This window comes from Natronobacillus azotifigens, assembly GCF_026805325.1.
Lineage (GTDB): Bacteria > Bacillota > Bacilli > Bacillales > Amphibacillaceae > Natronobacillus > Natronobacillus azotifigens.
This window is the reverse complement of record NZ_JAPRAT010000008.1, coordinates 75,729-97,930: the sequence shown is the minus strand read 5'-3', so window position 1 is coordinate 97,930 and position 22,202 is coordinate 75,729. Positions and strand designations below refer to the sequence as shown.

The window sequence follows — 22,202 nt, the reverse complement described above, 5'->3', positions numbered from 1 at the left end:
TAATAGTAGGTGTTCAATTAGAAAAACGCGTGATTACAAGATTGCATTTAAATAACAAAGTGAAAAGTTCATGGATAAAGGTGGGGTATAGATAATGAAATATGGTTTTTCAGATCGAGTAAGATATTTTGATTCATCCGCGGTACGAGATATTCTAAAAGTAGTAAACCAAGGAAATGTCATTTCTTTTGCTGGGGGGCTACCAGATGAAGATTTGTTTCCGGTTGAAGCAGTGAAAGATGCTTTTCAAAAGGCAATTACTTCTGGTAATAAGGCATTGCAATATGCAGAAACGGAAGGTTTAGAGGCACTAAGAATGCATTTAGTGGAACGAATGAAGCGAAAATCTATTTATCGTAATCCAGAAGATGTTTTAGTTACCTCTGGTTCACAACAAGCGATTGATTTGTTTTCACGAGTAATGTTTAATCCAGGCGATGTGATTCTTACTGAAGATCCGACGTATTTAGCAGCATTACAAGTATTCGCATCTTATGAAACAAAAGTGGTTGCAGTTGATTCAGATCAAGATGGCATGCTAAAAGAAGATCTAGAAGAGAAAATTAAATTATTAAAGCCGAAATGTATTTATGTTGTTCCAACGTATTCCAACCCAGAAGGTAAAGTTTGGTCATTGGAGCGAAGAAAAATGTTGCTAGAATTAGCTGAGAAGTATCATGTTGTTGTTATGGAAGATGATCCTTATGGAGATATCCAATTTGATCCTGAAGCAGCACCATCCTCTTTGGCAGCATTGGATGAAGCGAATCAATATGTCGTATATACGAGCACTTTTTCAAAAACAGTAGTACCAGCGATGCGGATTGGTTGGATTGTTGGTCCTAATCAAATTATCCGCTTGATTGCACAAGCGAAACAAGCAGCCGATTTACACACGAACTCAATTAGCCAACACGCACTTGTTCATTTATTGAACGATTTTGATCTTGATCAACATGTTCGAAATATTACGTCTGTGTACTATGAACGGATGAAGATAATGAAAAAAGCTTTGGATGAGATCGAACTAGAGGGATTGACTTATTTAGAGCCAAAAGGTGGCATGTTCTTCTGGGTGAATCTACCAAAAGAAATGAACACAACCGACTTGTTAAAGGCAGCCGTTGATCAAGGTGTGGCATTTGTTCCTGGAAAGCCATTTTATGTTGGAGAGGCAGAAGGAAATACTTTGCGATTGAACTTTACTAACTCGACTCCAGATAAAATTGAAACCGGTATGAAACGACTCGTTCATGTAATCCAAGAAGCATATTTACAAGTGAATTAATACAAAGCTAGTCATAACCAAGATAAGGTTTTGGCTAGCTTTTTTCGATCTTGAAGATGGAAAGGATTACGAAAAAAACGCGGAGAATGCGAATAAATTAGAAAAGATGCGAACAAATCGTAGAGAATGCGAATAAATCGTAGAGAATGCGAATAAATTAGAAAAGATGCGAACAAATCATGGAGAATGCGAATAAATCTGAAAAGATGCGAATAAATCATGGAGAATGCGAATAAATCGGAAAAGATGCGAACAAAATGCAGAGAATGCGAACAAATCGGAAAAGATGCGAAGAATTCATGGAGAATGCGAATAAATCGGAAAAGATGCGAACAAAATGCGGAGAATGCGAATAAATTAGAAAAGATGCGAACAAATCGTAGAGAATGCGAATAAATTAGAAAAGATGCGAACAAATCATGGAGAATGCGAATAAATCCGAAAAGATGCGAAGAAATCATGGAGAATGCGAATAAATCGGAAAAGATGCACGCAAAATGCGGAGAATGCACGTAAATCGGAAAAGATGCACGCAAATCTCGAAGAATGCACGTAAATCCGAAAAGTCGCGAGTAAATCCCAGAGAATGCGAGCAAACCCTACAATCAAAAAAGGAACCCTAGTACTAGGATTCCTTTTTTATCTATTAAGCCATTAATCTTCGTCAACAGGATAAACACCGTTTTCATCATGTACCTCATTACCTGATAAGGCAGGATTAAATACACAAACCATACGCATATCTGTTTTCGCACGCAAAAGGTGCTCATCATTTTTATCTAGTGCATATAATTGATCTTTTTTAATTGGCCACACTTTATTATCGCTAAGTGTTACAACTTCGCCTTCCCCTTCAATACAGTAAACGGATTCTAAGTGGTTTTGATACCAGATATGAGTTTCTGTACCTGCTTTAATGATTGTATCGTTAACAGAATAACCCATTCCATCTTTTTTTGTAATTAAACGACGGCTAATCCAGTTACCTCCGTCTACCTCGTGCTTTGTTCCTAATACTTCTTCTAGTGATACAACTTTCATTTCGCCTGCCCCCTATATTTTTTGTATATATTATTCGTGCCAACTGGACCGATGGCTCACTTTTTCTAAGTAAGCGCATCAACGATTTTTCACAGCTATTATCTTAATACTTCTTTGATACTATCTTCAATAATTGCTAAACCTTGTCGTAATCCTGCTTCATCAATGTTAAGTGCAGGGAAGAGTTTGAATACTTCATCATTAGGCCCCGCTGTCTCCATAATCAGACCACGTTGAAATGCCTCGGCAGCAATTTTCCCAGCTAATCCGTCTGCACCACAAGCAACTCCGACCATTAATCCGCGACCGCGAACTTCTCCTTCAAGAGCTGGATATTTTTCTACCAGTTGATTTAGGAATGCTAGTGTGATTTCAGATTTTTCATGAATATTTTGTTCTAATTGATCGTCTTTCCAATAATCAAGTGCAGCAGATGCTGTAATGAAAGCATGGTTGTTTCCACGGAAAGTACCATTATGTTCACCAGGTGAAAATTTATCAATATCTGGACGGATAAGCGTTACAGCTAATGGCAAGCCATAACCACTTAACGATTTAGATAAGCAGATGATATCTGGTTTAATTCCAGCTGGTTCAAAACTAAAGAATGATCCAGTTCGCCCAATACCAGCTTGAACATCATCGACAATTAAAAGAATTCCCCAACGCTTACAAACGCGTTCTACTTTTTTTAACCATTCAAAACTTGCTGCGTTAATACCACCCTCGCCCTGAACCGTTTCTAAAATCATTGCTGCCGGGATCGCAACACCACTACCGCTATCTTCTAAAAATCTTTCTAAATAATCAATCGAATCTTGTTCGTTCACGTAGTTATCGTATGGCATGGTAACAACGTTTTGAAGTGGGATTCCTGCTCCTTTACGTTTCATCGAGTTTCCTGTAACAGATAAAGAACCGATCGTCATTCCGTGGAATCCATTCGTGAAACTAATTACATCAGTTCTTCCAGTTACTTTACGTGCTAATTTCAACGCACTTTCAACCGTATTGGTTCCAGTAGGTCCTGGGAACATGATGCGATAGTCCAGGTTACGCGGTTGTAGGATGATATCATTGAATTTTGTTAAAAATTCAGCTTTTGCTTCAGAAGCCATGTCTAGTGAATGCGTAATGCCATCACTTGTAATGTACTCAATTAACTTTTGTTTCATATGATCATCGTTATGACCGTAATTTAACGCACCTGCTCCAGAGAAGAAATCAATATATTCTTCACCCTCAGCATTCCACATCTTATATCCTTTTGTTTTTGTGAAGACAGTTGGGAAGCTTCGTACATAACTACGAACTCCTGATTCTAATTGTTCAAAAACTTCCATATCTTTGTTCAATACCATTTCTTTGCTCACCACATTTTCCCCCTCGGTTAATTTTTTAAAATAAATTTATCGCAATTTTCTCAAATTTATCCTTACAAAAATCTTTTCTCTAATCTATTGGACCAATTCTAAACTTTAATTCTTCTTCAAAACTATTGTCTGGAAACAGGTCTTCGGTAAAGAATGGTTGAATAAGGCAATCTGTTTGATGTTTTCGTGCGAATTTTTTAAATAGAGTTTGTGATGCTTTGTTGGATGGAGTAATAGTAGCTTCAACAAATCGAATTTGATTGGATTTCTGCTGGTCAAGAAGAGCTTGTAATAATTTTGATGCAATTCCTTGTCCTTGAAAATCCGGATCGACGCCAATTTGCCAAACAAATATCGTATCGGTTTGTTCTGGTGGGACAAATCCAGTAATAAATCCTACTAACTGGTTTTCATGTTTTGCTACAACGCATGTTTTTGAAAAATAAGAACTCATCATAATGTATTTATAAGCGGAATTTTCATCTAATGTTGATCGATTTACTAATTTCCACATTGCCGCGCCATCTTTACTAGAGGGCGGTGCGAATTGTATGTTATCTATCTTCGCAATAGTTTCAGTTTGATTATTAATGATAACAAACTCCTTTCCTGTGAGAAGTAATAACAAACGGACACGTATATTATCATAACGATAATAATGAATTAACTCAAACGAGATAAATGGTGATTAATCGTCTTTAATTAGGAAAACCATGGGTGACGGGTATCTGATTCCACCAACTTTATTATTGCTCGTATTTATTAAAGGATTCTCTGGATAAGAGCAAATTTACCATTTGAAAGAAAAAAATATCGAAAAGCTAGAGAATTATCCTCGAAATAATTAAATTTATACGTCATAATAGGAGTAAAACACCGTCGAGGAGGGTCTTCATATGGTATTAGAGCTCAAAGGGGTAGGGTTACAGCGAAACGGAAGTTGGATATTACAAGATATAGACTGGACAATCAAGAGCGGAGAGAATTGGGTGCTCTTAGGTTTAAATGGCGCAGGAAAAACAGCACTACTACATATGTTATGTGGTTATTATTTTCCGACAAAAGGTGAGGTAACCGTATTAGGACGGCGGTTTGGTAAAGATATCATGGGGGATGAACTAAGGAGACAAATCGGTATTGTTTCTTCAACGATTCAAGAACGATTCTACGATTCGGATAGCGCTTATCAAATTGTTCTAAGTGGTGGATTTGCCTCGATTGGCTTATATGAGACACCGACTGATGCAATGCGAGACAGAGCAAAGGAGTTATTAAAAGAACTGGGTTGCTATGGTTATGCGAACAGATCATTTTATACTTTATCGCAAGGAGAGCGTCAGCGTGTAATGATTGCACGCGCGCTAATGGCTGATCCTAAATTACTAATCTTAGATGAACCAACAAATGGATTAGATTTTCTAGCAAAAGAACAGTTGTTAAGCTCCATTGAGCAAATTAGTCAGTCAAAAGGAAATCCGACAATTATTTATGTGACACATCATGTAGATGAGATCTTGCCATCCTTTCAGAAGACGCTCTTGTTAAAAGAAGGACGTGTTTTTAAAGCAAATAAAACGAGCGAAATTCTTACCGAACAAGTATTAATGAATTTCTTTGGAGTTGAAGTTTCTTTAAACTGGTTGCACGAACGCCCTACCTTATTAAAAAAATAAAGAAGTATGCTTAGGCCTTCCTCACATTCACTTATTACTTTGTTGGAATAGAGTAATAGTAGGAAGAGAGGTGGGACTGTTGAGTGTATTTCAATTCTGCTTGCTGTTTTTAGCAACTTTTCGATTGATGCGGATGATCCGCTATGACTATATAACGAGCAGGATTCGCCCGTTCTTTATCAAGGAAACCGAACGTGTACGTGAAGATGGATCGATTGAGGTAACAAACGAAGGAAGAGGAAGTGGATTTCGCTATCATTTTGGAGAGATGCTGGCATGTCATTGGTGTGTAGCGGTCTGGTCAAGTATTCTTTTGTATACTGGTTTTTCTGTTTGGCCAATTGTATTCATACCTATTATTACGATATTAGCCATTGCTGCCGTTGCAAGTATTATTCAGATAATTGTCGATATAGTGTATTATGAATAAAGGCTTTTAAGACTAGAATAAAGTGTAACTTCAATCAGTGGGGGTATTTAGGTATTCCCCCCACTGATTGTTAGCCCCAAAGGATGACCTAAAGGCCCTTGAACCATTCGGGATGCTAGCGTCCGTTACTCCGGGATAAATCAAAAAAGAAGCGTCTGATCAATTTTGAATCTGATCAACGCTCTTTTTTTATTACACTAGCAAGCTTATGATAAATCTGTTGCATAATTCCTTTTTCTTCTGAAATAGGTTCCTTGCTTTCAATTGGTTCTGCTCCTTGTTCGTCTGTTTTTTTCTGTGTTATTTCTTGATTCTTTTGTTCTTTACTCACTGTGTTGTTCGTATGATTGGTCTTCTCTTCACTGATTTCAGGTTTATTAACCTCTAATTTCGCTTTGATTTCAAGACTCCTATTCTTTTTCTGTGGATCTCCTTTTTTTTCTAGCTTCTTTCGTATGCTTTTTTTATCAAAAAGTTGTTGTGAATTTGTCTGTTTTTTTGGTTTGGGTAGTAGATAAGCGGAATCATAGGATTGTAAATCTCTATAATTGAATGTTCTTTTTGTTGGTGTTGAGTCCTCTGTTTGCTGTTGTTTATCTATCCTTGTTTTATTACTTTCGGTAATTTCCCCTTTTTTTTTAAGATCTTCATTCATCGTTTGAAGCAGCTCCTTTTCTGTTTGATTCTCTTCAACTGTAGAAAAATCACTATTTGAATAATCAACGGATTGAAAATAGTGTAAAAGTGCTATGAGCAGAATATATTCACAATAATTGAATGATTCTTGGTTCGATGAGTTTTCTTTTATTCCTTCTATTTCTTCTTTTAATAGGTGAATTTCTTTCTCTTTTTCTGCTAATTCCCAATACAATTGAATGTTCTCATCTGATTTCTGAGTTAGCCTATCATTAATTCTCTTTAATTCTTCTTCAAGTTTTTCATACGCCTTGCTCATATCATTTTTTTGGTAACTTCTAATTAGTTTTTCGTATCTTTTTTGTTGTTCGAACCATTGCTCATTTTGATATCTCAATGTTTCTCACCTCAAACCCTGTGCTCTGTAATAATAATATATGCAGACTTTTTGATTATTGTGTACCTGTCAACAACATAGTGACAATCGACTATTTTTTGTAAGGAATAATGAAAAATAGACCTTTGTACATTACCAAATAGGGTTATTCACATATTTTGATAGTGGAATGAAAATCTATGTAAAGGAGAAGGTCAAATGAAGAATCAACCAGCACAACTACCAGTTGAGTTATTATGTTTTAATGCAGAAAAAGTCTATGACTGGGTTCTATTACAAGAATCCGTTACTGAGAATGTGTCAGCAGACGATATTGGGGTATTACCGATTGATCCATGTGACCCAGCGGTAAGCAATTTATCTATCAATTGTTATTTAGTTGATCCATTAACAGGAAATCAATTGCCTCCAAATGCGGAAATTGTCATTGACGAAGACCCAGATGATCGGGAAGACCGGGATTTTGTTATTGATGGTACACAAGTCACTTTACAACAGGTGAATTTTGAAAAGACGCTCTCTCTTGTTGTTGAATTTAGTGGATTTGATGGTACTACACCATTCTTGGAAATTTCGGATCCTATCGAAATTAATGTATCTGAATCAGTATTTTTATGTGCTCCAGAAGGAACAAGTATTGTAGTACGTGTATCTGATGTAATCTGTAATGCAAGTGTAAATTGTGATAATGGGGAATTAGAAAGTGTTGATGTGTCATTAGATGTATGTCAAAGTGTTCAAAGTGTTGCAAATGTAACATTAGAATTAGAAGCAGGATTCTGTCAACCACGTGATTTATTAGTAACGGAAGAATGCCCGACACCAGTAATTCCACCACAATGTCCAATAGTATTCCCGGGTATAACTAACAACCAGTCACCATCAGTAAGATCTACAGACGAGTAATTAATGTAAAACGAGTTATTTTCAATATTGAAAATAACTCGTTTTTTTTATGTCTTAAGTCTAATTGAAGTGAGGGGTTTTACAAATCGGACTTATGTCCTTTGGGTTGAAAATAAATAAAATTATTTTTTTGATGACTTAAGATCATTTTCTTTTCGTTGTGTATAGAAAAAGACCATGGTTGCCAGTGCTGTTGCTGACAAAAACAAGGCTCCTTTTGTTGGTTTGATCGCAGGTAAATCAGATAAAGACATATTTATTCCTCTTTTCCTTTTTTGATTTAGTGAGAAAAACCTAATGAAGATTGTACAAGTAATGCTCTTTCCTTAAAAAGCTAGCCAATCGCCAAGTTTTCTTTATACTATTTGAAATCAAAAGAATGAACGAAAATAGTATAAGTGCAACTAAGCCTCTGTCTGCGCTTTGCAAGCTAGCCAATCGCCAAGTTTTCTTTACACTATTTGAAATCAAAAGAATGAACGAAAATAGTATAAGTGCAACTAAGCCTCTGTCTGCGCTTTTGCAAGCTAGCCAATCGCCAAGTTTTCTTTACGTGAATTCGATAAAGTCATTGATGATGCGTTCTGTTTCTCGTTCGCTTGGTTTTCGTTTCTCACCTCCGAACAACGGACCACCAACAACTATGGTAAATCTCCCGAAAGTTATATAAGTTCCAATCACATTAATTTTATCAGTGAGTAGAGCTAGAGAAGTGAGGATGTCAACAACATCGATGGTTGCATCGACGATTGGGCGCTTCCCTTTGCTTTCAATTCGTGTACCCCCTGTGATTGGTCCAGTCAACGATAACGCAAACGCACTTTCTGGCTGAATAAAAACTCCTCCAATGGTGATTTGACCAGACAAAAGTAGAGCAGCTGTTATAAAATCAACTTTTCGTAAGATATCTTCAAGTTCTTTGCTCAATGAAAATCGCCACCCTTTGTATTCTGCCAATGAAGAGGTTTCTTCCCTTCAATAATATATGCACCGAAATATAGTGATGTACGTGTGGTGCGCCAATAGATAATGACCTTATTGCTTGAAAAACAGTTTCTTCTGTAATTAATTACAACTACTCTGTTCTAATTAATCATCAATACATAAGTGACGACATATTTTTAACTGAAGGGAGGATCGAATATGAGTAGAATTAACGAATTAGAAGAAAAACTTAATCACTGGGATAAACAACTTAGTGCATATATTGAAAAAATAAAGGAAGCAATTAGTAATAACACCGAATCAAAAACTGTTGAGCAGGTACATGGATATTTTACTAGCTCGATTAACATCAGATCAGAAGAAGAAGGTGATAATTGTGTGATCGGGAGTTTCTATGTTAAAAATATGTCTCCGAAAACATTGAAACAATTGTCCATTTGTTTAATTATGAAAGCGGATATTTCCTATAAGTTTTCCGGAAAATATGCAACAACATCCATGATAAACCAAAAAAAATCAGTTCCATTTCGATGGGAGCAGGTTGAGGGGCCAGAGGAAAAAGAGGGTGTATATTGGTTTCGTTTATCTAATGAAGAAGGTTTAGGTTCCTTCAGTAAGGTATCCTTTCCAGACTTTATGATTACATGGGATAATCAGATGCCATGCTCTTTGAATATTAATGGTTTTGTCTATTCAGAGGAGAATCCAGATGGAGTTCCTGCTGAAAATTCCATTCATCTAGCTATCCAGTAACGGGGAGGGAAGGATATGTCTGAAAATATACTTTGGGATTGGATGGAAGAATATATAAAGAATGCAATTTCAAATGAAAAAGAAAAAAATTTATCTGATTTGATTTTATTGCTACTTATTCAAAGGCAACGTCGTTTAGATGTGGAAGATCGAGCGACCATGAATAACGACGAGCATATAAGTGGAGATTTGGAGGGACGTATTGATCAAATAGTTTTTAAGCAAAAACAAGCGTTTGAAGCATTGATCAACCAATTATCCGCTGACTCAAAGTAAAAAGGGTATTGCTTAAGATGATCTCATCATAAATTCTATGTGAAAAATAAACCTAGTGTTTCGGCGGATTAGCTCTTGTTTACTGCCTACACTTTTAACAATGATTATGCTTAGATTACAGCCAAAGAAACTACAAACTCGTCTAAACAATCAGTGGAGATTTGAAGTTTTCAAAGCGGGAACACAACCCTAGTCAATAGTTAACAAAATGAAAAAACCTCCTGATCAAAAAGATCAGGAGGTTTTTCGGTATATTTATAAAACATAGGGGACTTAGGGATTAACCTTTAAATGCGTTACGATAAACTTCTGCTAATTCAGTTACAAGTGGTAACTTAGGATTTGCAGTAGTACATTGATCTTCGAATGCGCGATCAGCTAAATAATCTACTTTTGCTTCAAAGTCTTTTTTGTCAACGCCATTTTCTGCGATACTCATTGGAATGTTAAGCTCTTTTGCAAGTTTGTAGATTGCATTGATCAAGCTTTCTACTCCTTCTTCCGTTGTGCTTGCAGGTAAACCTAATGCTTTTGCAATTTCTGCATAACGTTGGTCAGCGATAAATTTCTCATATTTAGGGAATGAAACGAATTTACTTGGTTTTTGCGCGTTATAACGAACAACGTGTGGCATTAAGATTGCATTAGCACGACCGTGAGCGATGTGGAACTCAGCTCCAAGTTTGTGCGCTAAACTATGGTTAATACCAAGGAACGCGTTTGCGAACGCCATACCAGCAATAGATGATGCGTTATGCATTTTTTCTCTTGCTAATTCGTTGCTTCCATCATGGTATGCTTGTGGTAAATATTCAAATACAAGTTGAATTGCTTTGATTGCTAATCCATCTGTATAGTCATTTGCCATAATAGATACATACGCTTCGATGGCATGAGTTAATACGTCCATACCAGTATCTGCAGTAACTGTTTTAGGAACTGTCATAACAAATTGTGGGTCAATGATTGCCACATCTGGAGTCAATTCATAATCAGCTAATGGATACTTGATATTTTGTTGTTTATCTGTAATAACCGTAAATGGTGTTACTTCAGAACCAGTACCTGATGTAGTAGGAATAGCAACGAATTTCGCATTTCTACCTAATTCAGGATATTTGTATACACGTTTACGGATATCTAAGAATTTTTGTTTGATTCCGTTGAAGTCTGTTTCAGGGTATTCGTGGAATAACCACATACCTTTCGCAGCATCCATTGCAGAACCACCACCAAGAGCGATAATTACATCTGGTTTGAATTCGTCCATTGCTGCTTTACCACGCATTACAGTTTCTTTTGATGGATCTGGCTCAACATCAGAGAATACTTTACAGTGAACATAGTCAGAACGTTTACGTAAGTTATATAAAACTTTATCTACATAACCTAATTCAACCATCATTGGGTCAGTAACGATCATTGCTTTCGTAATGTTAGGCATTTTTGCTAAATATTGAACAGAGTTTTTCTCGAAATAAACTTTTGGTGGAACTTTAAACCATTGCATATTATTATTCCTTCTCGCCATCTTTTTAATATTGATTAAGTGAACTGCTCCAACGTTAGTAGATACAGAGTTTCCGCCATAAGAACCACAACCTAATGTTAGGGAAGGCATGTAAGCATTGTAAATATCACCAATTGCACCTTGAGATGATGGTGCGTTAACGATAATACGACCTGCTTTCATTTTTGCTCCAAAGGCATCAATCACATCTTGATTTGCTGAATGAATTACTGCCGAGTGTCCTAATCCACCGAATTCTAGCATTTCTTCTGCACGTTGTAATCCTTCTTCGTTACTATTAACTTTAATAGCAGCAAGAACAGGACTTAATTTCTCGCGAGATAGTGGGTGGTCTGGACCAACGCCATTGATTTCAGCAACAAGAATCTTCGTGTTTTCTGGTACTTTAACGCCAGCCATTTCAGCAATCTTAACTGGTTTCATACCAACAATTTTCGGGTTAACTGCACAAGTATCTTCATTGATAACTAATTTCTCAACTTTTGCTTTTTCAGCTGGTGTTAAGAAGTGGCAGCTATGATAGATCATTTCTTTTTTCACTTCTTCGTAGATCTCTTTGTCTACGATCATTGCTTGCTCTGAAGCACAGATCATACCATTATCAAAAGTTTTTGATAGCATTAAATCGTTTACTGCACGTTTTACGTCAACAGATTTTTCGATATAACATGGAACATTACCTGCACCTACGCCCAATGCTGGTTTACCAGAGCTATATGCTGATTTAACCATTCCTGGCCCACCAGTTGCAAGAATAGTAGCAACGCCATCATGCTTCATTAATGTTTGTGTAGCTTCAATCGATGGCTTTTCAATCCATTGAATACAATGTTCAGGCGCACCAGCTTTTACAGCTGCTTCGTATAAAATACGTGCTGCTTCTGAACTACATTTTTGTGCGGATGGGTGGAATGCAAAGATAATTGGGTTACCAGTTTTAATAGAAATGATAGATTTGAACATTGTTGTTGAAGTTGGGTTTGTTACAGGAGTTACCCCAGCAACTACACCAATTGGTTCTGCAATTTCTACAACACCATCTTGTTCGTTTTCACTGATTACACCGATTGTCTTGTCATACTTTACGTTATGATAAACATATTCTGTTGCGAAAATGTTTTTGATGATTTTATCTTCGTATACACCACGACCAGTTTCTTCAACTGCAAGCTTTGCTAGATACATGTGTTGATCTAAACCAGCTAACGCCATTTCTTTAATGATGTCATTTACTTGATCTTGGTTAAGTTTTTTCATTTCTTTTAGAGCTTGTTGTGCGTTATTTGCTAATTTGTCGATGCTTTCTGCTACAGTAACTTCGTTTTTCTTTTCTGCTTTTGTAACCATTTGAAGACCTCCTAATAAATTATGTGAATTAATGAGCATGTAAACCCAAAAAATAAACTATCTGATTACCGACGGGTCACGGGGGATTTTAATAAAAGAAACGTCATTAATCATCCGTGTATTGTTTTTAATGACCACCACATATTGTTTTGTCCAAATGTAGTTTGGAATATCTTTACCTTCTTCTAAACACATCGCTTCAAACACATCGTCAACTTGTTTTTCAAAACTTGATTTTGTGTAAAACTCAGCATCTGTTCCAAAGTCTTTCCATTCTTTTAAAATCATTTTATCACCCCTTCGCTCTTTCTGATTTCATCATATCATCTGTTAGCGCTTACAATATAACGAATTTGTGACAGGTTTGTGAAATGTTTCACATTAGAATGAAGGTGGAGGAGAGAGATGCTTAGAAACGTTGTTATATCAACGTTTCTAAGCGGTGATGAAAATGTGCAGAAAGTAAACTGATGAATATTTTTATAAAAAACTGTTACGTATTGACACAAAGAAGCGTTATAACAGATTGAAATGTGTCGGCTGAAGTTAGTTTTGTTGCAAATGAAAAACGCTTGGGTTTGTAGTGTTTTTCAAACGAATTTCGGAAGGTTCAATTTTCAAAATGGTGTAATTGGGATCTTCAGGACCGTCAAACCATGGCTCAAGATGACTATTCCATAATTTTTCTTTCATAGAATCCTCGTTATGAATCGATGCTACACCTTCTATTTCAATATACTCATCATGTGTTCCGTCGTAAGTATAACCAAGCAAAATGTGAACATGTGGATTATCTTTAATGTCATCAACTTTATGTGTGTTACGATTGGTAGCCGTATACAGGATTAATTCATTGTGAAAGAAAGTCATATAACGGGAATAGGGACGATTATTTTCTACGGTTGCCAACGTCCCGATTTGATGGTCGTCCATTATTTTTTCGATTTTACTTTTTATTTGTTGTTGTTCCAAATTTGTCATCTCCTATCGAGTAGTCCTATACTGTTCTTTCTATTATGGCATGATAGGTATTTTCTTATGCAATAGGATAAAAAACCGAGTTTCTTCTATATAATAGTTAAATTTAATTTGGACGACCTTTTGAAGAGATAAGTAATACAATCTAAGTGGAAAAGAAATGTAGTTTCATTTTGGACAAAAAAAGGACTCCATTAAATATGGAGCCCGAATTCAGCGAGAAGATATGGACGCTAGCCTTATAAACTTTCTTTAAAAATTGCAACAGAGTCATTTCGGTTTAATTTTTTGAAATTTCCATATTCCGAATTTGCAATGACCGTTTTATCAGCCATTTCCTCAATGCTGTCTTCAGAGATTTCATAATCTGCTAAGGTGCTTGGAGCGCCTATACTATTCCAGAATTGGCGTAATGCTTGGATACCTTCTAAAGCAATTTCACGATCGGACTTTCCTATTTCGTCAATATCAAATACACGGACTGCCATTTGCTTAAAGCGAGCTACATTGGCATCTAATGTATGCGTCATCCAATTTGGGAATAGAATGGCTAATCCACCGCCATGAGGAATATCGTGAACAGCAGATATAGCATGTTCCAAGTTGTGTGTTGCCCAATCACCTTGGTACCCCATGTTCACCATGCCGTTAAGTGCCATTGTACCACAATACAGTATAGTAGCACGGTGCTGATAATTCTCTAGGTCCTCTAATAATTTGGGTGCAGTATCAATTACGGTACGAAGGATTCCCTCCACCATTCGATCTTGTAGTAGAGTGTTTTCCTTATGATGAAAATAATGTTCAAATGCATGGGACATAATATCAACGATTCCATATACCGTTTGATCACGTGGTACAGTATATGTATAAACCGGATCAAGTATGGAAAAAGTAGGGTAAGAGTAGGGGCTACCCCAACCGTGCTTTTCTTTGGTTTCCCAGTTTGTAATAACGGACCCTGCATTCATTTCGGATCCAGTAGCTGCAAGCGTTAAAATCGTGCCAAAAGGTAAAGCATCTTTTGCTGGCTTCCTTTTTGTAACAATATCCCAGATGTCATCATCTGTTTTCGCACCTACGGCGATCGCTTTGACACAATCAATTGTGCTCCCGCCACCGACAGCTAAGATAAAATCGATCTTTTCTTTCTTGCAAATTTCAATTCCTTCTCTAGCTGTTGACACGCGAGGGTTTGGTTCAACACCTGGAAGTTCAAATACCTCTGCGTTATGATCCGTTAAAATCTCAATAACTTGATCATAGAGGCCATTACGTTTGATGCTTCCTCCACCATAAACAAGTAATATTTTTTTGTTAAAAGCTTTCAATTCTTCTTCAAGGTGTGAAATCATGCCTTTACCAAAAAGTAATTTTGTTGGGTTATGAAAGGTAAAGTTATTCATTTTTTATCATCCTCCTACTTTATATAATGGTGATTTTGTTTCGATAAGTAAAGCGAAAACTATCGTAGTATGAATAGTTAAAGTATAGTGTATCCATTAATCACAGAAAGATAACTGTGTTATATATAATGAATGCACATAACTATAACAGTATAATACAGTTTTGCTGTACCATAAAAAAATACACTTCATTTATGACAGTCGTTATTGTAAAATCCTTAATATAATAACAAATAAACCGGTATCATTAGGAGTATTATATAGCGATACTTTAGTGTGATAAAATTTGAACATTTTTAGAACTTTTAATATAACAGTTTGAATTTGTGATCTTTTTCACTTCATTTTATTGTCGAAAGGGTATATAATCATAGTAAGATAATCAATAGCTCAAGAAAAAAGTGGCAATTTGATTAAAATTTGAGGAGGTAACGGAAATGAAAGTAGCAGAAGAAGTTACAAAGAATAATCCTTGGAATGGTTTCCGTAACGGTAACTGGCAAAAAGAAATTGACGTCCGTGACTTTATTTTAAAGAACTTTAATTTATATGAAGGTAATGAAGAATTTTTAGCAGGTCCAACTGATGCAACAAAAGCTTTGTGGGATCAAGTAATGGATCTTACGAAACAAGAACGTGAAAATGGTGGAGTATACGATTTAGATACAAAAATCGTTTCTACTATTACATCACATGATGCGGGTTATTTAAATAAGGAAAAAGAGAAAGTTGTTGGTGTACAAACAGATGTACCTTTCAAACGTTCACTACAACCATTTGGTGGTATTCGTGTAGCAGCTGCAGCGGCTGAATCCTATGGTTACAAATTAGACGATGAAGTAGAAAAGATTTTCTCCGATTATCGTAAAACGCATAACCAAGGTGTTTTTGATGCATATACACCTGAAATCAGAGCTGCACGTAAAGCTGGTGTTGTAACTGGTTTACCAGATGCTTATGGCCGTGGTCGTATCATCGGGGACTATCGCCGTGTTGCGTTATATGGAACAGATAAATTAATCGCAGCAAAGAAAAAAGATTTAGACATTATTGGTGGAAATGGTGTAATGTCTGAAGATGTTATTCGAGATCGCGAAGAAACAATGGAACAAATTCGCGCGTTATCTGAATTGAAACAATTAGGTGACACTTACGGATTTGATATTTCAAAACCTGCAACAACTGCTCAAGAAGCATTCCAGTGGTTATACCTTGGATACCTTGCTGCAATTAAAGAGCAAAACGGTGCGGCGATGAGTCTTGGTCGTGTTTCTACATTCTTAGATATTTATGTGGAAAGAGATCTTGAAAATGGAGTCATTACAGAAGAAGAAGCACAAGAATTAGTGGATCACTTCGTTATGAAGTTACGTCTTGTGAAATTTGCAAGAACACCTGAATACAATGAATTATTCAGTGGAGACCCAACTTGGGTAACAGAATCACTAGCTGGTATGGCTGAAGACGGTCGTCCATTAGTAACGAAAAACTCTTATCGTTTCTTGCATACGCTAGATAACTTAGGTCCTGCACCAGAGCCAAACTTAACGGTTCTTTGGTCAGTGAATTTACCAGATAACTATAAAAAGTATTGTGCTAACATGTCGATCAAAACAAGTTCGATTCAATATGAAAATGACGACTTGATGCGTTCTCACTATGGTGATGACTATGGAATCGCATGTTGTGTATCTGCAATGCGTATCGGTAAGCAAATGCAATTCTTTGGTGCACGTGCTAACCTTGCTAAAGGTTTACTTTATGCAATCAATGGTGGAGTAGATGAAAAACTGAAAATGCAAGTAGCTCCAAACTATGCACCAATTACTTCTGAGTATTTAGATTATGATGAAGTTATGAAAAAATACGATACGATCTTAGATTGGTTATCCGGTGTTTATGTGAATGCCCTAAATATCATTCACTATATGCACGATAAATACAGCTATGAGAGAATCGAAATGGCATTACACGATCGTGAAGTATTGCGTACAATGGCATGTGGTATTGCAGGCTTATCTGTAGTAGCTGACTCATTAAGCGCAATCAAACATGCGAAAGTTCGCACGATCCGTGATGAAGATGGATTAGTAGTAGATTATGAAATCGAAGGCGATTATCCGAAGTACGGTAACAATGATGACCGTGTGGATCAAATTGCTGCAGATCTAGTTAAAACATTCATGAACAAAATTAAGCAACACAAAACGTACCGTGATTCTGTACACACACAATCAATTCTTACAATTACTTCTAACGTTGTATATGGTAAGAAAACTGGTAATACACCAGACGGACGTAAAGCTGGTGAACCATTTGCACCAGGTGCGAACCCGTTACACGGTCGTGACCAAAACGGTTCATTAGCATCACTTAGCTCTGTTGCTAAAATGCCATATGAATATGCATTGGATGGTATTTCTAACACGTTCTCCATCGTACCAAAAGCACTTGGTAAAGATGAAGAAACGCGTAAAGCAAACTTGGCAGGTATGCTTGATGGTTATGCGAAGAAAAACGGGCACCACTTAAACGTAAACGTGTTTGATCGTGAAACATTGTTAGATGCAATGGAGCGCCCAGAGGAATATCCTCAATTAACGATTCGTGTATCTGGTTATGCTGTTAACTTCATCAAGTTGACTAGAGAACAGCAAATTGATGTAATTAACCGTACGTTCCACGATAGCTTATAATTTTCACTAATTGTAGGAGGAGACTAGTCTCCTCCTATATTCTTATGTCAGGAGGGCGACAACATGAAAGCAAGAGTACACTCAATAGAGACGCTAGGAACAGTGGATGGCCCTGGTTTACGATATATTATTTTTACACAAGGTTGTTTATTGCGATGTAAGTTTTGTCATAATCCCGATACTTGGAAGCTTAATGAGGGAAAAGAGATGACGGTTACCGAATTGGTGAACGACATTGAGGAGTACCTTCCTTTTTTCCAATCATCAAATGGCGGGGTAACGGTAAGTGGTGGGGAACCACTGATTCAGGCAGAGTTCTTACTAGAGCTGTTTACAGAACTGAAAAAATTAGGTGTCCATACTTGTATAGATACATCTGCTGGTTGTTTCAGTCGCTCTCCACGTTTTCTCGAAACATTGGACAAATTGATGAAGGTTACTGATTTGGTCTTACTTGATTTGAAACATATAGATACTGTTGAGCATAAAGAATTAACAGGAATGTCGAATGAACATATTATCGATATGGCTAGGTATTTAGATGAAAAGAAAGTGCCGGTTTGGATTCGCCATGTACTCATTCCTGGCGGTAGTGACAATGATCAGTATTTACAAAGGCTATCAGATTTTATTGCCACCTTATCGAATGTGGAAAAAATCGATGTACTTCCTTATCATAAGCTCGGTGTTTACAAGTGGGAAAGTTTAGGTCTAGACTACCCGCTTGAAGGTGTAGAACCACCAACTGAAGATCGTGTAAAAAATGCCGAAGCTATCTTAAATCGAGAGAAGACAGTAAAATAATAAAAAAATCTATTTGGTTATTAAGTTCATACATGATATATAGTGACATAGAGTAGAAAAAAGCAGGGGCTTCCTCTGCTTTTTTCTATTGAATACCTACATGCTTCGGATGCGAAGGTAAATAACATTTTGTACTATTTTTTCTTCTTTCATATTCTTATCATTTTAGGAACTTGTAACTGTTATTAGTTAAACGAGAAGGGTTGATTGGATAAGAAGCGGTTAATTACAATCTTTCACACAGAATCAAATAATGTTTAAAGATAGTGAGAAAAGGAATACTCTCTGTAGTAGTAATTAAAATTCTAAGAAGGAGTGTGTTCTATTCATGAGTGATGTAATGTTCACTTCACATGCCAGTGCACGAGGTGGGCGTGAAGGTCATGTGAAGTCAGACGATGGTTTAATTGATTTAAAACTGGTGGACCCTGGTGCGGATAGTGGTGAAAAAGGATCGAATCCTGAACAGTTGTTTGCCGCAGGTTATGCTGCTTGCTATGATGGAGCGCTAAACTTAATGGCTTCAAAAGTTAATAAAGAAATAGATTCAACAACACAAGCCGATGTTAGCCTGATGAAGGATCCTTCAGATGACGGATTCCAAATTGGTGTCACCTTAAATGTTGAAGTGAAAGGAGTAAGTCAGGAGGAAGCGGAAGAATTAACAAAAAAAGCCCATGATTTCTGTCCTTACTCAAAAGCAACGAGAGGTAATATTAATGTGGAAATAAAAGTGAAAACACAATAATTTAGTGAGGTGGAGCTAGCTCGGAAAAAGAGCTAGCTCCTTTTTCCCTTTTGCCACCATCAGTTACTATTATTGTACTATGACCATGACAGCAATGTGTTTCCGTGATAAAATACCAAGTATATCCACGTTCGAAATAGAAGTAAGGAAAGGGAGCGGGAAATATGTCTACACTAATTGTATATGCGACAAAGCATGGTACGACAGAGAAAGCTGTGGAGCGGTTAGAAGAAATGCTTAGTGATACGATTGACAAAGTGAATATAGGTAAAGAAAGAATTAACAACATAGAAGAATATGATTGTATTGTTATTGGTGGTTCAATACATATGGGGAATATCCAAAAAAAGATTAGAAAATTTATCAAAACGAATGAGCAATTATTAATAACGAAAAAAATCGGCCTGTTTTTGTGTTGTATGCGTACAGATCAAGAAGCGGAAGATCAATTTAATGCTGCGTACCCAGAAATCTTAAGAAATCAAGCGATAGCAACAGAATTATTTGGAGGAGAATTTATCATTTCTAAAATGAGCAAACTAGATAAAATGATTATAGAAAAGGTGAGTGGGGAAACTGAAGATAGTTCCAGCCTAAATGTGAAAGTAATTGAGCGTTTTGCAAAAAAAATCAATGATCAGCTTGTATTGGAAAGATAGAGGGGCAGATTTTTAAGAGTAGGAGTTTTTATATGAGCAAAAGTAAAATTGTATTTATTGGTGCAGGAAGAATGGCGCAAGCGTTAATTGCGGGGATGTATCAACTGAATGATTTAGAAATAACCGTGAGTAATAATGGAAATCGAAAACGTCTAGAAAAAGTAAGCCAGACATATCATGTGAAGATAACTGATAGATGGGAAGATGAAGTGGAAGATGCTTCTATGATTGTTTTGGCAATGCCACCGGAAGTTCATGATCCTGTTTTGCAAAAATTACAATCTCTTGTTGGTCAACAATGTATCGTGACGGTAGCGGCAGGAATTGATGTTGATTATTTACAATCTAAATTGCCGCCACAAACACCAGTAGCTTGGGTGATGCCAAACACCGCTGCTTCAAAAGGAGAATCAATCTCTTTGTATGCAATAGGAAGTGCGGTGAATACTGATCACGAACAATTACTTCAAACGATGCTTGCAAGTGTTGGAGAATTTGAAAAAGTTACCCAACAACAAATTCATCAGTTAACACCGATTACTGGCAGTGCCCCTGCCTTCATTTACCGCATGGCACAACAATTAATTGCTGGAGCAAAAGATACCGGAATTACCGAAGTACAAGCACAAAAGATGGTTGCACAAATGATTAAAGGATCGGCTGTTATGTTACAAACAGATGAAACTCCAATATCCTTAATTGATCAAGTGGCTAGTCCTGGCGGTGTAACTGCAGCGGGGTTAGAAGTGTTTGATCAGTATCAATTTGATCAGATGATGATTGATGTACTTCAAGCATGCTATGATAGAGCGGAAAAATAACCACTCCTTGACATTGAAAATCATTATCAATTAATATAGTGAGAGAGGAGTGGTAGCAAAATGAAAGTTGCGATCGTATTTACAAGTATGACTGGGAACACAGAGGAGATCGCTGAGATTATTGCAAAGCACTTGAAAGCATCTGATATTACTGTAGATATGTTTCAAATTAATTATGATGATATTATGGCAAGTGATTTAAGTAATTATCAAGCGATTTTATTCGGTACGTATACATGGGGAGATGGGGATTTACCTTATGAGGTTGAGGATTTTTCTGATGACTTAGCGGAAGAGGATATGTCTGGGAAGTTCGTTGCTTTGTTTGGTTCTTGCGATTCTTATTACCCTCAATATGGTACGGCGATTGATAGGATGGCGGAACAATTTCAATCTATCGGCGCAACGGTAATTCAACCGTTATTAAAGGTTGATTTGGCACCAAATGAAGAGGATATTGAACGTTGCGAAGTTTTTGCCAAGAGTTTTATCGAAAAAATAAAATAATAAAAAAATCGTCCCTTGCAATGACTTGTCGGACGATCTTTTTTTATAGTTTTTCCAGTTGTTGCTTCTAAGATCAGCCAACCGATGATAGCGAATACCAGTCAAAGCGATATGAAAGGTTAGAATTTCAATAGATTCTGGTCTGGTCGTTATTTTACCAACGTGCGGTCTATCTTCCGGATCAGTAAACTCTCAAAGCCTATCTTCGGAAAGGTTTTGGGGATCTTTCAGTATATTAGTATAATTTGTATGAACTCCCCAATTAATGATAATGATTGCAAAAACAACAAGCGTTGGAGTTGCAACTGTTTTCGCATTTTAACAGCGAGTAGGGAAATTATTTTGTGTGTTATGATGGGAATTTCATGAAATTAAAGGTATAATAGACAAAAGAAAGATTCACATAAGGACAAGGTAGAGGATGACGCAGATGGTAAAAGAAATATTTTCATGGCTAAAAGCGATCGTGATTGCTTTGATCATTGTTTTTGTTGTAAGGGAATTTCTTATGACGCCTTCCATTGTTAAAGGTGATTCCATGATACCGAATTTAAATGATGGTGATCGTATTATTATCAGTAAGATTAGCTCAATTGATCGCTTTGATGAGATAGCTTTTCTTGCGCCGGACACGGATGATAATTATGTAAAAAGGGTTATTGGCTTGCCGGGTGATGAGGTGAAGATTAAAGACGATCACTTGTATGTCAATGGTGAACGTTTTGAAGAATTCTATTTATCGTCATCGAAAGAATTGCTTGGATATCAAATAATGACAGATGACTTTGACCTCGAGAAAGAGACGGGTTCTCGAATTGTGCCGGATGGACAGTATTTTGTTCTAGGTGACAATCGGCGGATAAGTCGAGATAGTAGGGACTTTGGTTTTGTTTCAGAAGAAACTATCATTGGTAAAGTGGTATTTCGAATTTGGCCATTGAATGCGTTGGGAACAACCAATTAGTAGACCCTTTCGTTTGACAAGAT

The 22,202-nt window shown here is 36.7% G+C and carries 24 protein-coding genes; 14 read left to right on the top strand and 10 right to left on the bottom strand.

Features of this window, described 5'->3' with window-relative positions:
• The first annotated feature begins 94 nt into the window (after positions 1 to 94).
• Together OWO01_RS06060 and OWO01_RS06055 are read left to right on the top strand one after the other, a co-directional pair.
• On the top strand, positions 95 to 1,288 hold the full coding sequence (locus OWO01_RS06060; protein WP_268779536.1) for an aminotransferase-like domain-containing protein: 1,194 nt from the start codon (positions 95 to 97) through the stop codon (positions 1,286 to 1,288).
• Between the two features lie 219 nt (positions 1,289 to 1,507).
• Positions 1,508 to 1,684 carry a hypothetical protein gene (locus OWO01_RS06055; protein WP_268779535.1) on the top strand — a complete coding sequence of 59 codons (177 nt, stop codon included), beginning with the start codon at positions 1,508 to 1,510 and terminating at the stop codon, positions 1,682 to 1,684.
• Between the two features lie 258 nt (positions 1,685 to 1,942).
• On the opposite strand, the gene OWO01_RS06050 is transcribed toward OWO01_RS06055, so the two are convergent.
• The 3 genes from OWO01_RS06050 to ectA form a co-directional block, all read right to left on the bottom strand.
• Complete coding sequence (locus OWO01_RS06050; RefSeq protein ID WP_268779534.1) at positions 1,943 to 2,329, bottom strand: ectoine synthase; 387 nt, start codon at positions 2,327 to 2,329, stop codon at positions 1,943 to 1,945.
• Between the two features lie 98 nt (positions 2,330 to 2,427).
• Positions 2,428 to 3,690 (bottom strand): diaminobutyrate--2-oxoglutarate transaminase, encoded by a 1,263-nt coding sequence (gene ectB, locus OWO01_RS06045; RefSeq protein WP_418936205.1) that lies wholly within the window; start codon positions 3,688 to 3,690, stop codon positions 2,428 to 2,430.
• Between the two features lie 91 nt (positions 3,691 to 3,781).
• Complete coding sequence (ectA, locus tag OWO01_RS06040; protein WP_272506016.1) at positions 3,782 to 4,330, bottom strand: diaminobutyrate acetyltransferase; 549 nt, start codon at positions 4,328 to 4,330, stop codon at positions 3,782 to 3,784.
• 268 nt (positions 4,331 to 4,598) lie between these two features.
• On the opposite strand from ectA, the gene OWO01_RS06035 reads away from it, so the two are divergent.
• Positions 4,599 to 5,375: an ABC transporter ATP-binding protein gene (locus tag OWO01_RS06035; protein ID WP_268779533.1), complete on the top strand. Its 777-nt coding sequence runs from the start codon at positions 4,599 to 4,601 to the stop codon at positions 5,373 to 5,375.
• A 70-nt stretch (positions 5,376 to 5,445) separates the two neighbouring features.
• Positions 5,446 to 5,805, top strand: a complete 360-nt coding sequence (locus OWO01_RS06030) for a DUF1360 domain-containing protein (RefSeq protein ID WP_268779532.1) — start codon at positions 5,446 to 5,448, stop codon at positions 5,803 to 5,805.
• A gap of 175 nt (positions 5,806 to 5,980) precedes the next feature.
• On the opposite strand, the gene OWO01_RS06025 is transcribed toward OWO01_RS06030, so the two are convergent.
• On the bottom strand, positions 5,981 to 6,838 hold the full coding sequence (locus tag OWO01_RS06025) for a hypothetical protein (RefSeq protein ID WP_268779531.1): 858 nt from the start codon (positions 6,836 to 6,838) through the stop codon (positions 5,981 to 5,983).
• A gap of 198 nt (positions 6,839 to 7,036) precedes the next feature.
• Here OWO01_RS06025 and OWO01_RS06020 point away from each other — a divergent pair, with 198 nt between their 5' ends.
• Positions 7,037 to 7,744 (top strand): BMQ_0737 family morphogenetic spore coat protein, encoded by a 708-nt coding sequence (locus OWO01_RS06020; RefSeq protein WP_268779530.1) that lies wholly within the window; start codon positions 7,037 to 7,039, stop codon positions 7,742 to 7,744.
• 122 nt (positions 7,745 to 7,866) lie between these two features.
• Here OWO01_RS06020 and OWO01_RS06015 read toward each other — a convergent pair whose 3' ends face one another.
• Together OWO01_RS06015 and OWO01_RS06010 are read right to left on the bottom strand one after the other, a co-directional pair.
• Positions 7,867 to 7,998 carry a hypothetical protein gene (locus OWO01_RS06015; protein ID WP_268779529.1) on the bottom strand — a complete coding sequence of 44 codons (132 nt, stop codon included), beginning with the start codon at positions 7,996 to 7,998 and terminating at the stop codon, positions 7,867 to 7,869.
• Positions 7,999 to 8,293: 295 nt separating this feature from the next.
• Complete coding sequence (locus OWO01_RS06010) at positions 8,294 to 8,671, bottom strand: hypothetical protein (protein ID WP_268779528.1); 378 nt, start codon at positions 8,669 to 8,671, stop codon at positions 8,294 to 8,296.
• Positions 8,672 to 8,887: 216 nt separating this feature from the next.
• On the opposite strand from OWO01_RS06010, the gene OWO01_RS06005 reads away from it, so the two are divergent.
• Positions 8,888 to 9,442, top strand: coding sequence for a hypothetical protein (locus OWO01_RS06005; RefSeq protein ID WP_268779527.1), 555 nt, complete (start codon positions 8,888 to 8,890; stop codon positions 9,440 to 9,442).
• Between the two features lie 15 nt (positions 9,443 to 9,457).
• Positions 9,458 to 9,718 carry a hypothetical protein gene (locus tag OWO01_RS06000; RefSeq protein ID WP_268779526.1) on the top strand — a complete coding sequence of 87 codons (261 nt, stop codon included), beginning with the start codon at positions 9,458 to 9,460 and terminating at the stop codon, positions 9,716 to 9,718.
• A gap of 280 nt (positions 9,719 to 9,998) precedes the next feature.
• On the opposite strand, the gene adhE is transcribed toward OWO01_RS06000, so the two are convergent.
• The 4 genes from adhE to OWO01_RS05980 all read right to left on the bottom strand — a co-directional run bounded on the left by adhE (position 9,999) and on the right by OWO01_RS05980 (position 14,980).
• Positions 9,999 to 12,596 (bottom strand): bifunctional acetaldehyde-CoA/alcohol dehydrogenase, encoded by a 2,598-nt coding sequence (adhE, locus tag OWO01_RS05995; protein ID WP_268779525.1) that lies wholly within the window; start codon positions 12,594 to 12,596, stop codon positions 9,999 to 10,001.
• A gap of 57 nt (positions 12,597 to 12,653) precedes the next feature.
• Complete coding sequence (locus OWO01_RS05990) at positions 12,654 to 12,884, bottom strand: hypothetical protein (protein ID WP_268779524.1); 231 nt, start codon at positions 12,882 to 12,884, stop codon at positions 12,654 to 12,656.
• Between the two features lie 258 nt (positions 12,885 to 13,142).
• Positions 13,143 to 13,568, bottom strand: a complete 426-nt coding sequence (locus tag OWO01_RS05985) for a pyridoxamine 5'-phosphate oxidase family protein (RefSeq protein ID WP_268779523.1) — start codon at positions 13,566 to 13,568, stop codon at positions 13,143 to 13,145.
• Between the two features lie 245 nt (positions 13,569 to 13,813).
• On the bottom strand, positions 13,814 to 14,980 hold the full coding sequence (locus OWO01_RS05980; RefSeq protein ID WP_268779522.1) for an iron-containing alcohol dehydrogenase: 1,167 nt from the start codon (positions 14,978 to 14,980) through the stop codon (positions 13,814 to 13,816).
• A 437-nt stretch (positions 14,981 to 15,417) separates the two neighbouring features.
• Here OWO01_RS05980 and pflB point away from each other — a divergent pair, with 437 nt between their 5' ends.
• From pflB to lepB, 7 genes are all read left to right on the top strand, one after another.
• Positions 15,418 to 17,676, top strand: coding sequence for a formate C-acetyltransferase (pflB, locus tag OWO01_RS05975; protein WP_268779521.1), 2,259 nt, complete (start codon positions 15,418 to 15,420; stop codon positions 17,674 to 17,676).
• Positions 17,677 to 17,739: 63 nt separating this feature from the next.
• Positions 17,740 to 18,480, top strand: a complete 741-nt coding sequence (gene pflA / locus OWO01_RS05970) for a pyruvate formate-lyase-activating protein (protein ID WP_268779520.1) — start codon at positions 17,740 to 17,742, stop codon at positions 18,478 to 18,480.
• Positions 18,481 to 18,808: 328 nt separating this feature from the next.
• Entirely contained in the window at positions 18,809 to 19,228 is a 420-nt protein-coding gene (locus OWO01_RS05965; RefSeq protein ID WP_268779519.1) for an organic hydroperoxide resistance protein, read from the top strand.
• A gap of 164 nt (positions 19,229 to 19,392) precedes the next feature.
• Positions 19,393 to 19,887, top strand: coding sequence for a flavodoxin domain-containing protein (locus OWO01_RS05960; protein ID WP_268779518.1), 495 nt, complete (start codon positions 19,393 to 19,395; stop codon positions 19,885 to 19,887).
• Between the two features lie 32 nt (positions 19,888 to 19,919).
• Entirely contained in the window at positions 19,920 to 20,708 is a 789-nt protein-coding gene (gene proC / locus OWO01_RS05955; protein ID WP_268779517.1) for a pyrroline-5-carboxylate reductase, read from the top strand.
• Positions 20,709 to 20,768: 60 nt separating this feature from the next.
• Entirely contained in the window at positions 20,769 to 21,215 is a 447-nt protein-coding gene (locus OWO01_RS05950) for a flavodoxin (protein ID WP_268779516.1), read from the top strand.
• A gap of 430 nt (positions 21,216 to 21,645) precedes the next feature.
• Positions 21,646 to 22,179, top strand: coding sequence for a signal peptidase I (lepB, locus tag OWO01_RS05945; protein WP_268779515.1), 534 nt, complete (start codon positions 21,646 to 21,648; stop codon positions 22,177 to 22,179).
• The last annotated feature ends 23 nt before the right edge of the window (positions 22,180 to 22,202 follow it).

What these genes read in the sequence shown, in the direction of transcription:
- OWO01_RS06020 (WP_268779530.1), top strand. Translation starts at nt 7,037, where the DNA reads ATGAAGAATCAACCAGCACAACTACCAGTTGAGTTATTATGTTTTAAT.
- adhE (WP_268779525.1), bottom strand. Translation starts at nt 12,596, where the DNA reads ATGGTTACAAAAGCAGAAAAGAAAAACGAAGTTACTGTAGCAGAAAGC.
- OWO01_RS06055 (WP_268779535.1), top strand. Translation starts at nt 1,508, where the DNA reads ATGGAGAATGCGAATAAATCGGAAAAGATGCGAACAAAATGCAGAGAA.
- lepB (WP_268779515.1), top strand. Translation starts at nt 21,646, where the DNA reads ATGGTAAAAGAAATATTTTCATGGCTAAAAGCGATCGTGATTGCTTTG.
- OWO01_RS06050 (WP_268779534.1), bottom strand. Translation starts at nt 2,329, where the DNA reads ATGAAAGTTGTATCACTAGAAGAAGTATTAGGAACAAAGCACGAGGTA.
- pflA (WP_268779520.1), top strand. Translation starts at nt 17,740, where the DNA reads ATGAAAGCAAGAGTACACTCAATAGAGACGCTAGGAACAGTGGATGGC.
- OWO01_RS05965 (WP_268779519.1), top strand. Translation starts at nt 18,809, where the DNA reads ATGAGTGATGTAATGTTCACTTCACATGCCAGTGCACGAGGTGGGCGT.
- pflB (WP_268779521.1), top strand. Translation starts at nt 15,418, where the DNA reads ATGAAAGTAGCAGAAGAAGTTACAAAGAATAATCCTTGGAATGGTTTC.
- OWO01_RS05990 (WP_268779524.1), bottom strand. Translation starts at nt 12,884, where the DNA reads ATGATTTTAAAAGAATGGAAAGACTTTGGAACAGATGCTGAGTTTTAC.
- OWO01_RS06015 (WP_268779529.1), bottom strand. Translation starts at nt 7,998, where the DNA reads ATGTCTTTATCTGATTTACCTGCGATCAAACCAACAAAAGGAGCCTTG.
- ectB (WP_418936205.1), bottom strand. Translation starts at nt 3,690, where the DNA reads ATGGTATTGAACAAAGATATGGAAGTTTTTGAACAATTAGAATCAGGA.
- proC (WP_268779517.1), top strand. Translation starts at nt 19,920, where the DNA reads ATGAGCAAAAGTAAAATTGTATTTATTGGTGCAGGAAGAATGGCGCAA.
- OWO01_RS06000 (WP_268779526.1), top strand. Translation starts at nt 9,458, where the DNA reads ATGTCTGAAAATATACTTTGGGATTGGATGGAAGAATATATAAAGAAT.
- OWO01_RS05980 (WP_268779522.1), bottom strand. Translation starts at nt 14,980, where the DNA reads ATGAATAACTTTACCTTTCATAACCCAACAAAATTACTTTTTGGTAAA.
- OWO01_RS05950 (WP_268779516.1), top strand. Translation starts at nt 20,769, where the DNA reads ATGAAAGTTGCGATCGTATTTACAAGTATGACTGGGAACACAGAGGAG.
- OWO01_RS06035 (WP_268779533.1), top strand. Translation starts at nt 4,599, where the DNA reads ATGGTATTAGAGCTCAAAGGGGTAGGGTTACAGCGAAACGGAAGTTGG.
- OWO01_RS06005 (WP_268779527.1), top strand. Translation starts at nt 8,888, where the DNA reads ATGAGTAGAATTAACGAATTAGAAGAAAAACTTAATCACTGGGATAAA.
- OWO01_RS05960 (WP_268779518.1), top strand. Translation starts at nt 19,393, where the DNA reads ATGTCTACACTAATTGTATATGCGACAAAGCATGGTACGACAGAGAAA.
- OWO01_RS06060 (WP_268779536.1), top strand. Translation starts at nt 95, where the DNA reads ATGAAATATGGTTTTTCAGATCGAGTAAGATATTTTGATTCATCCGCG.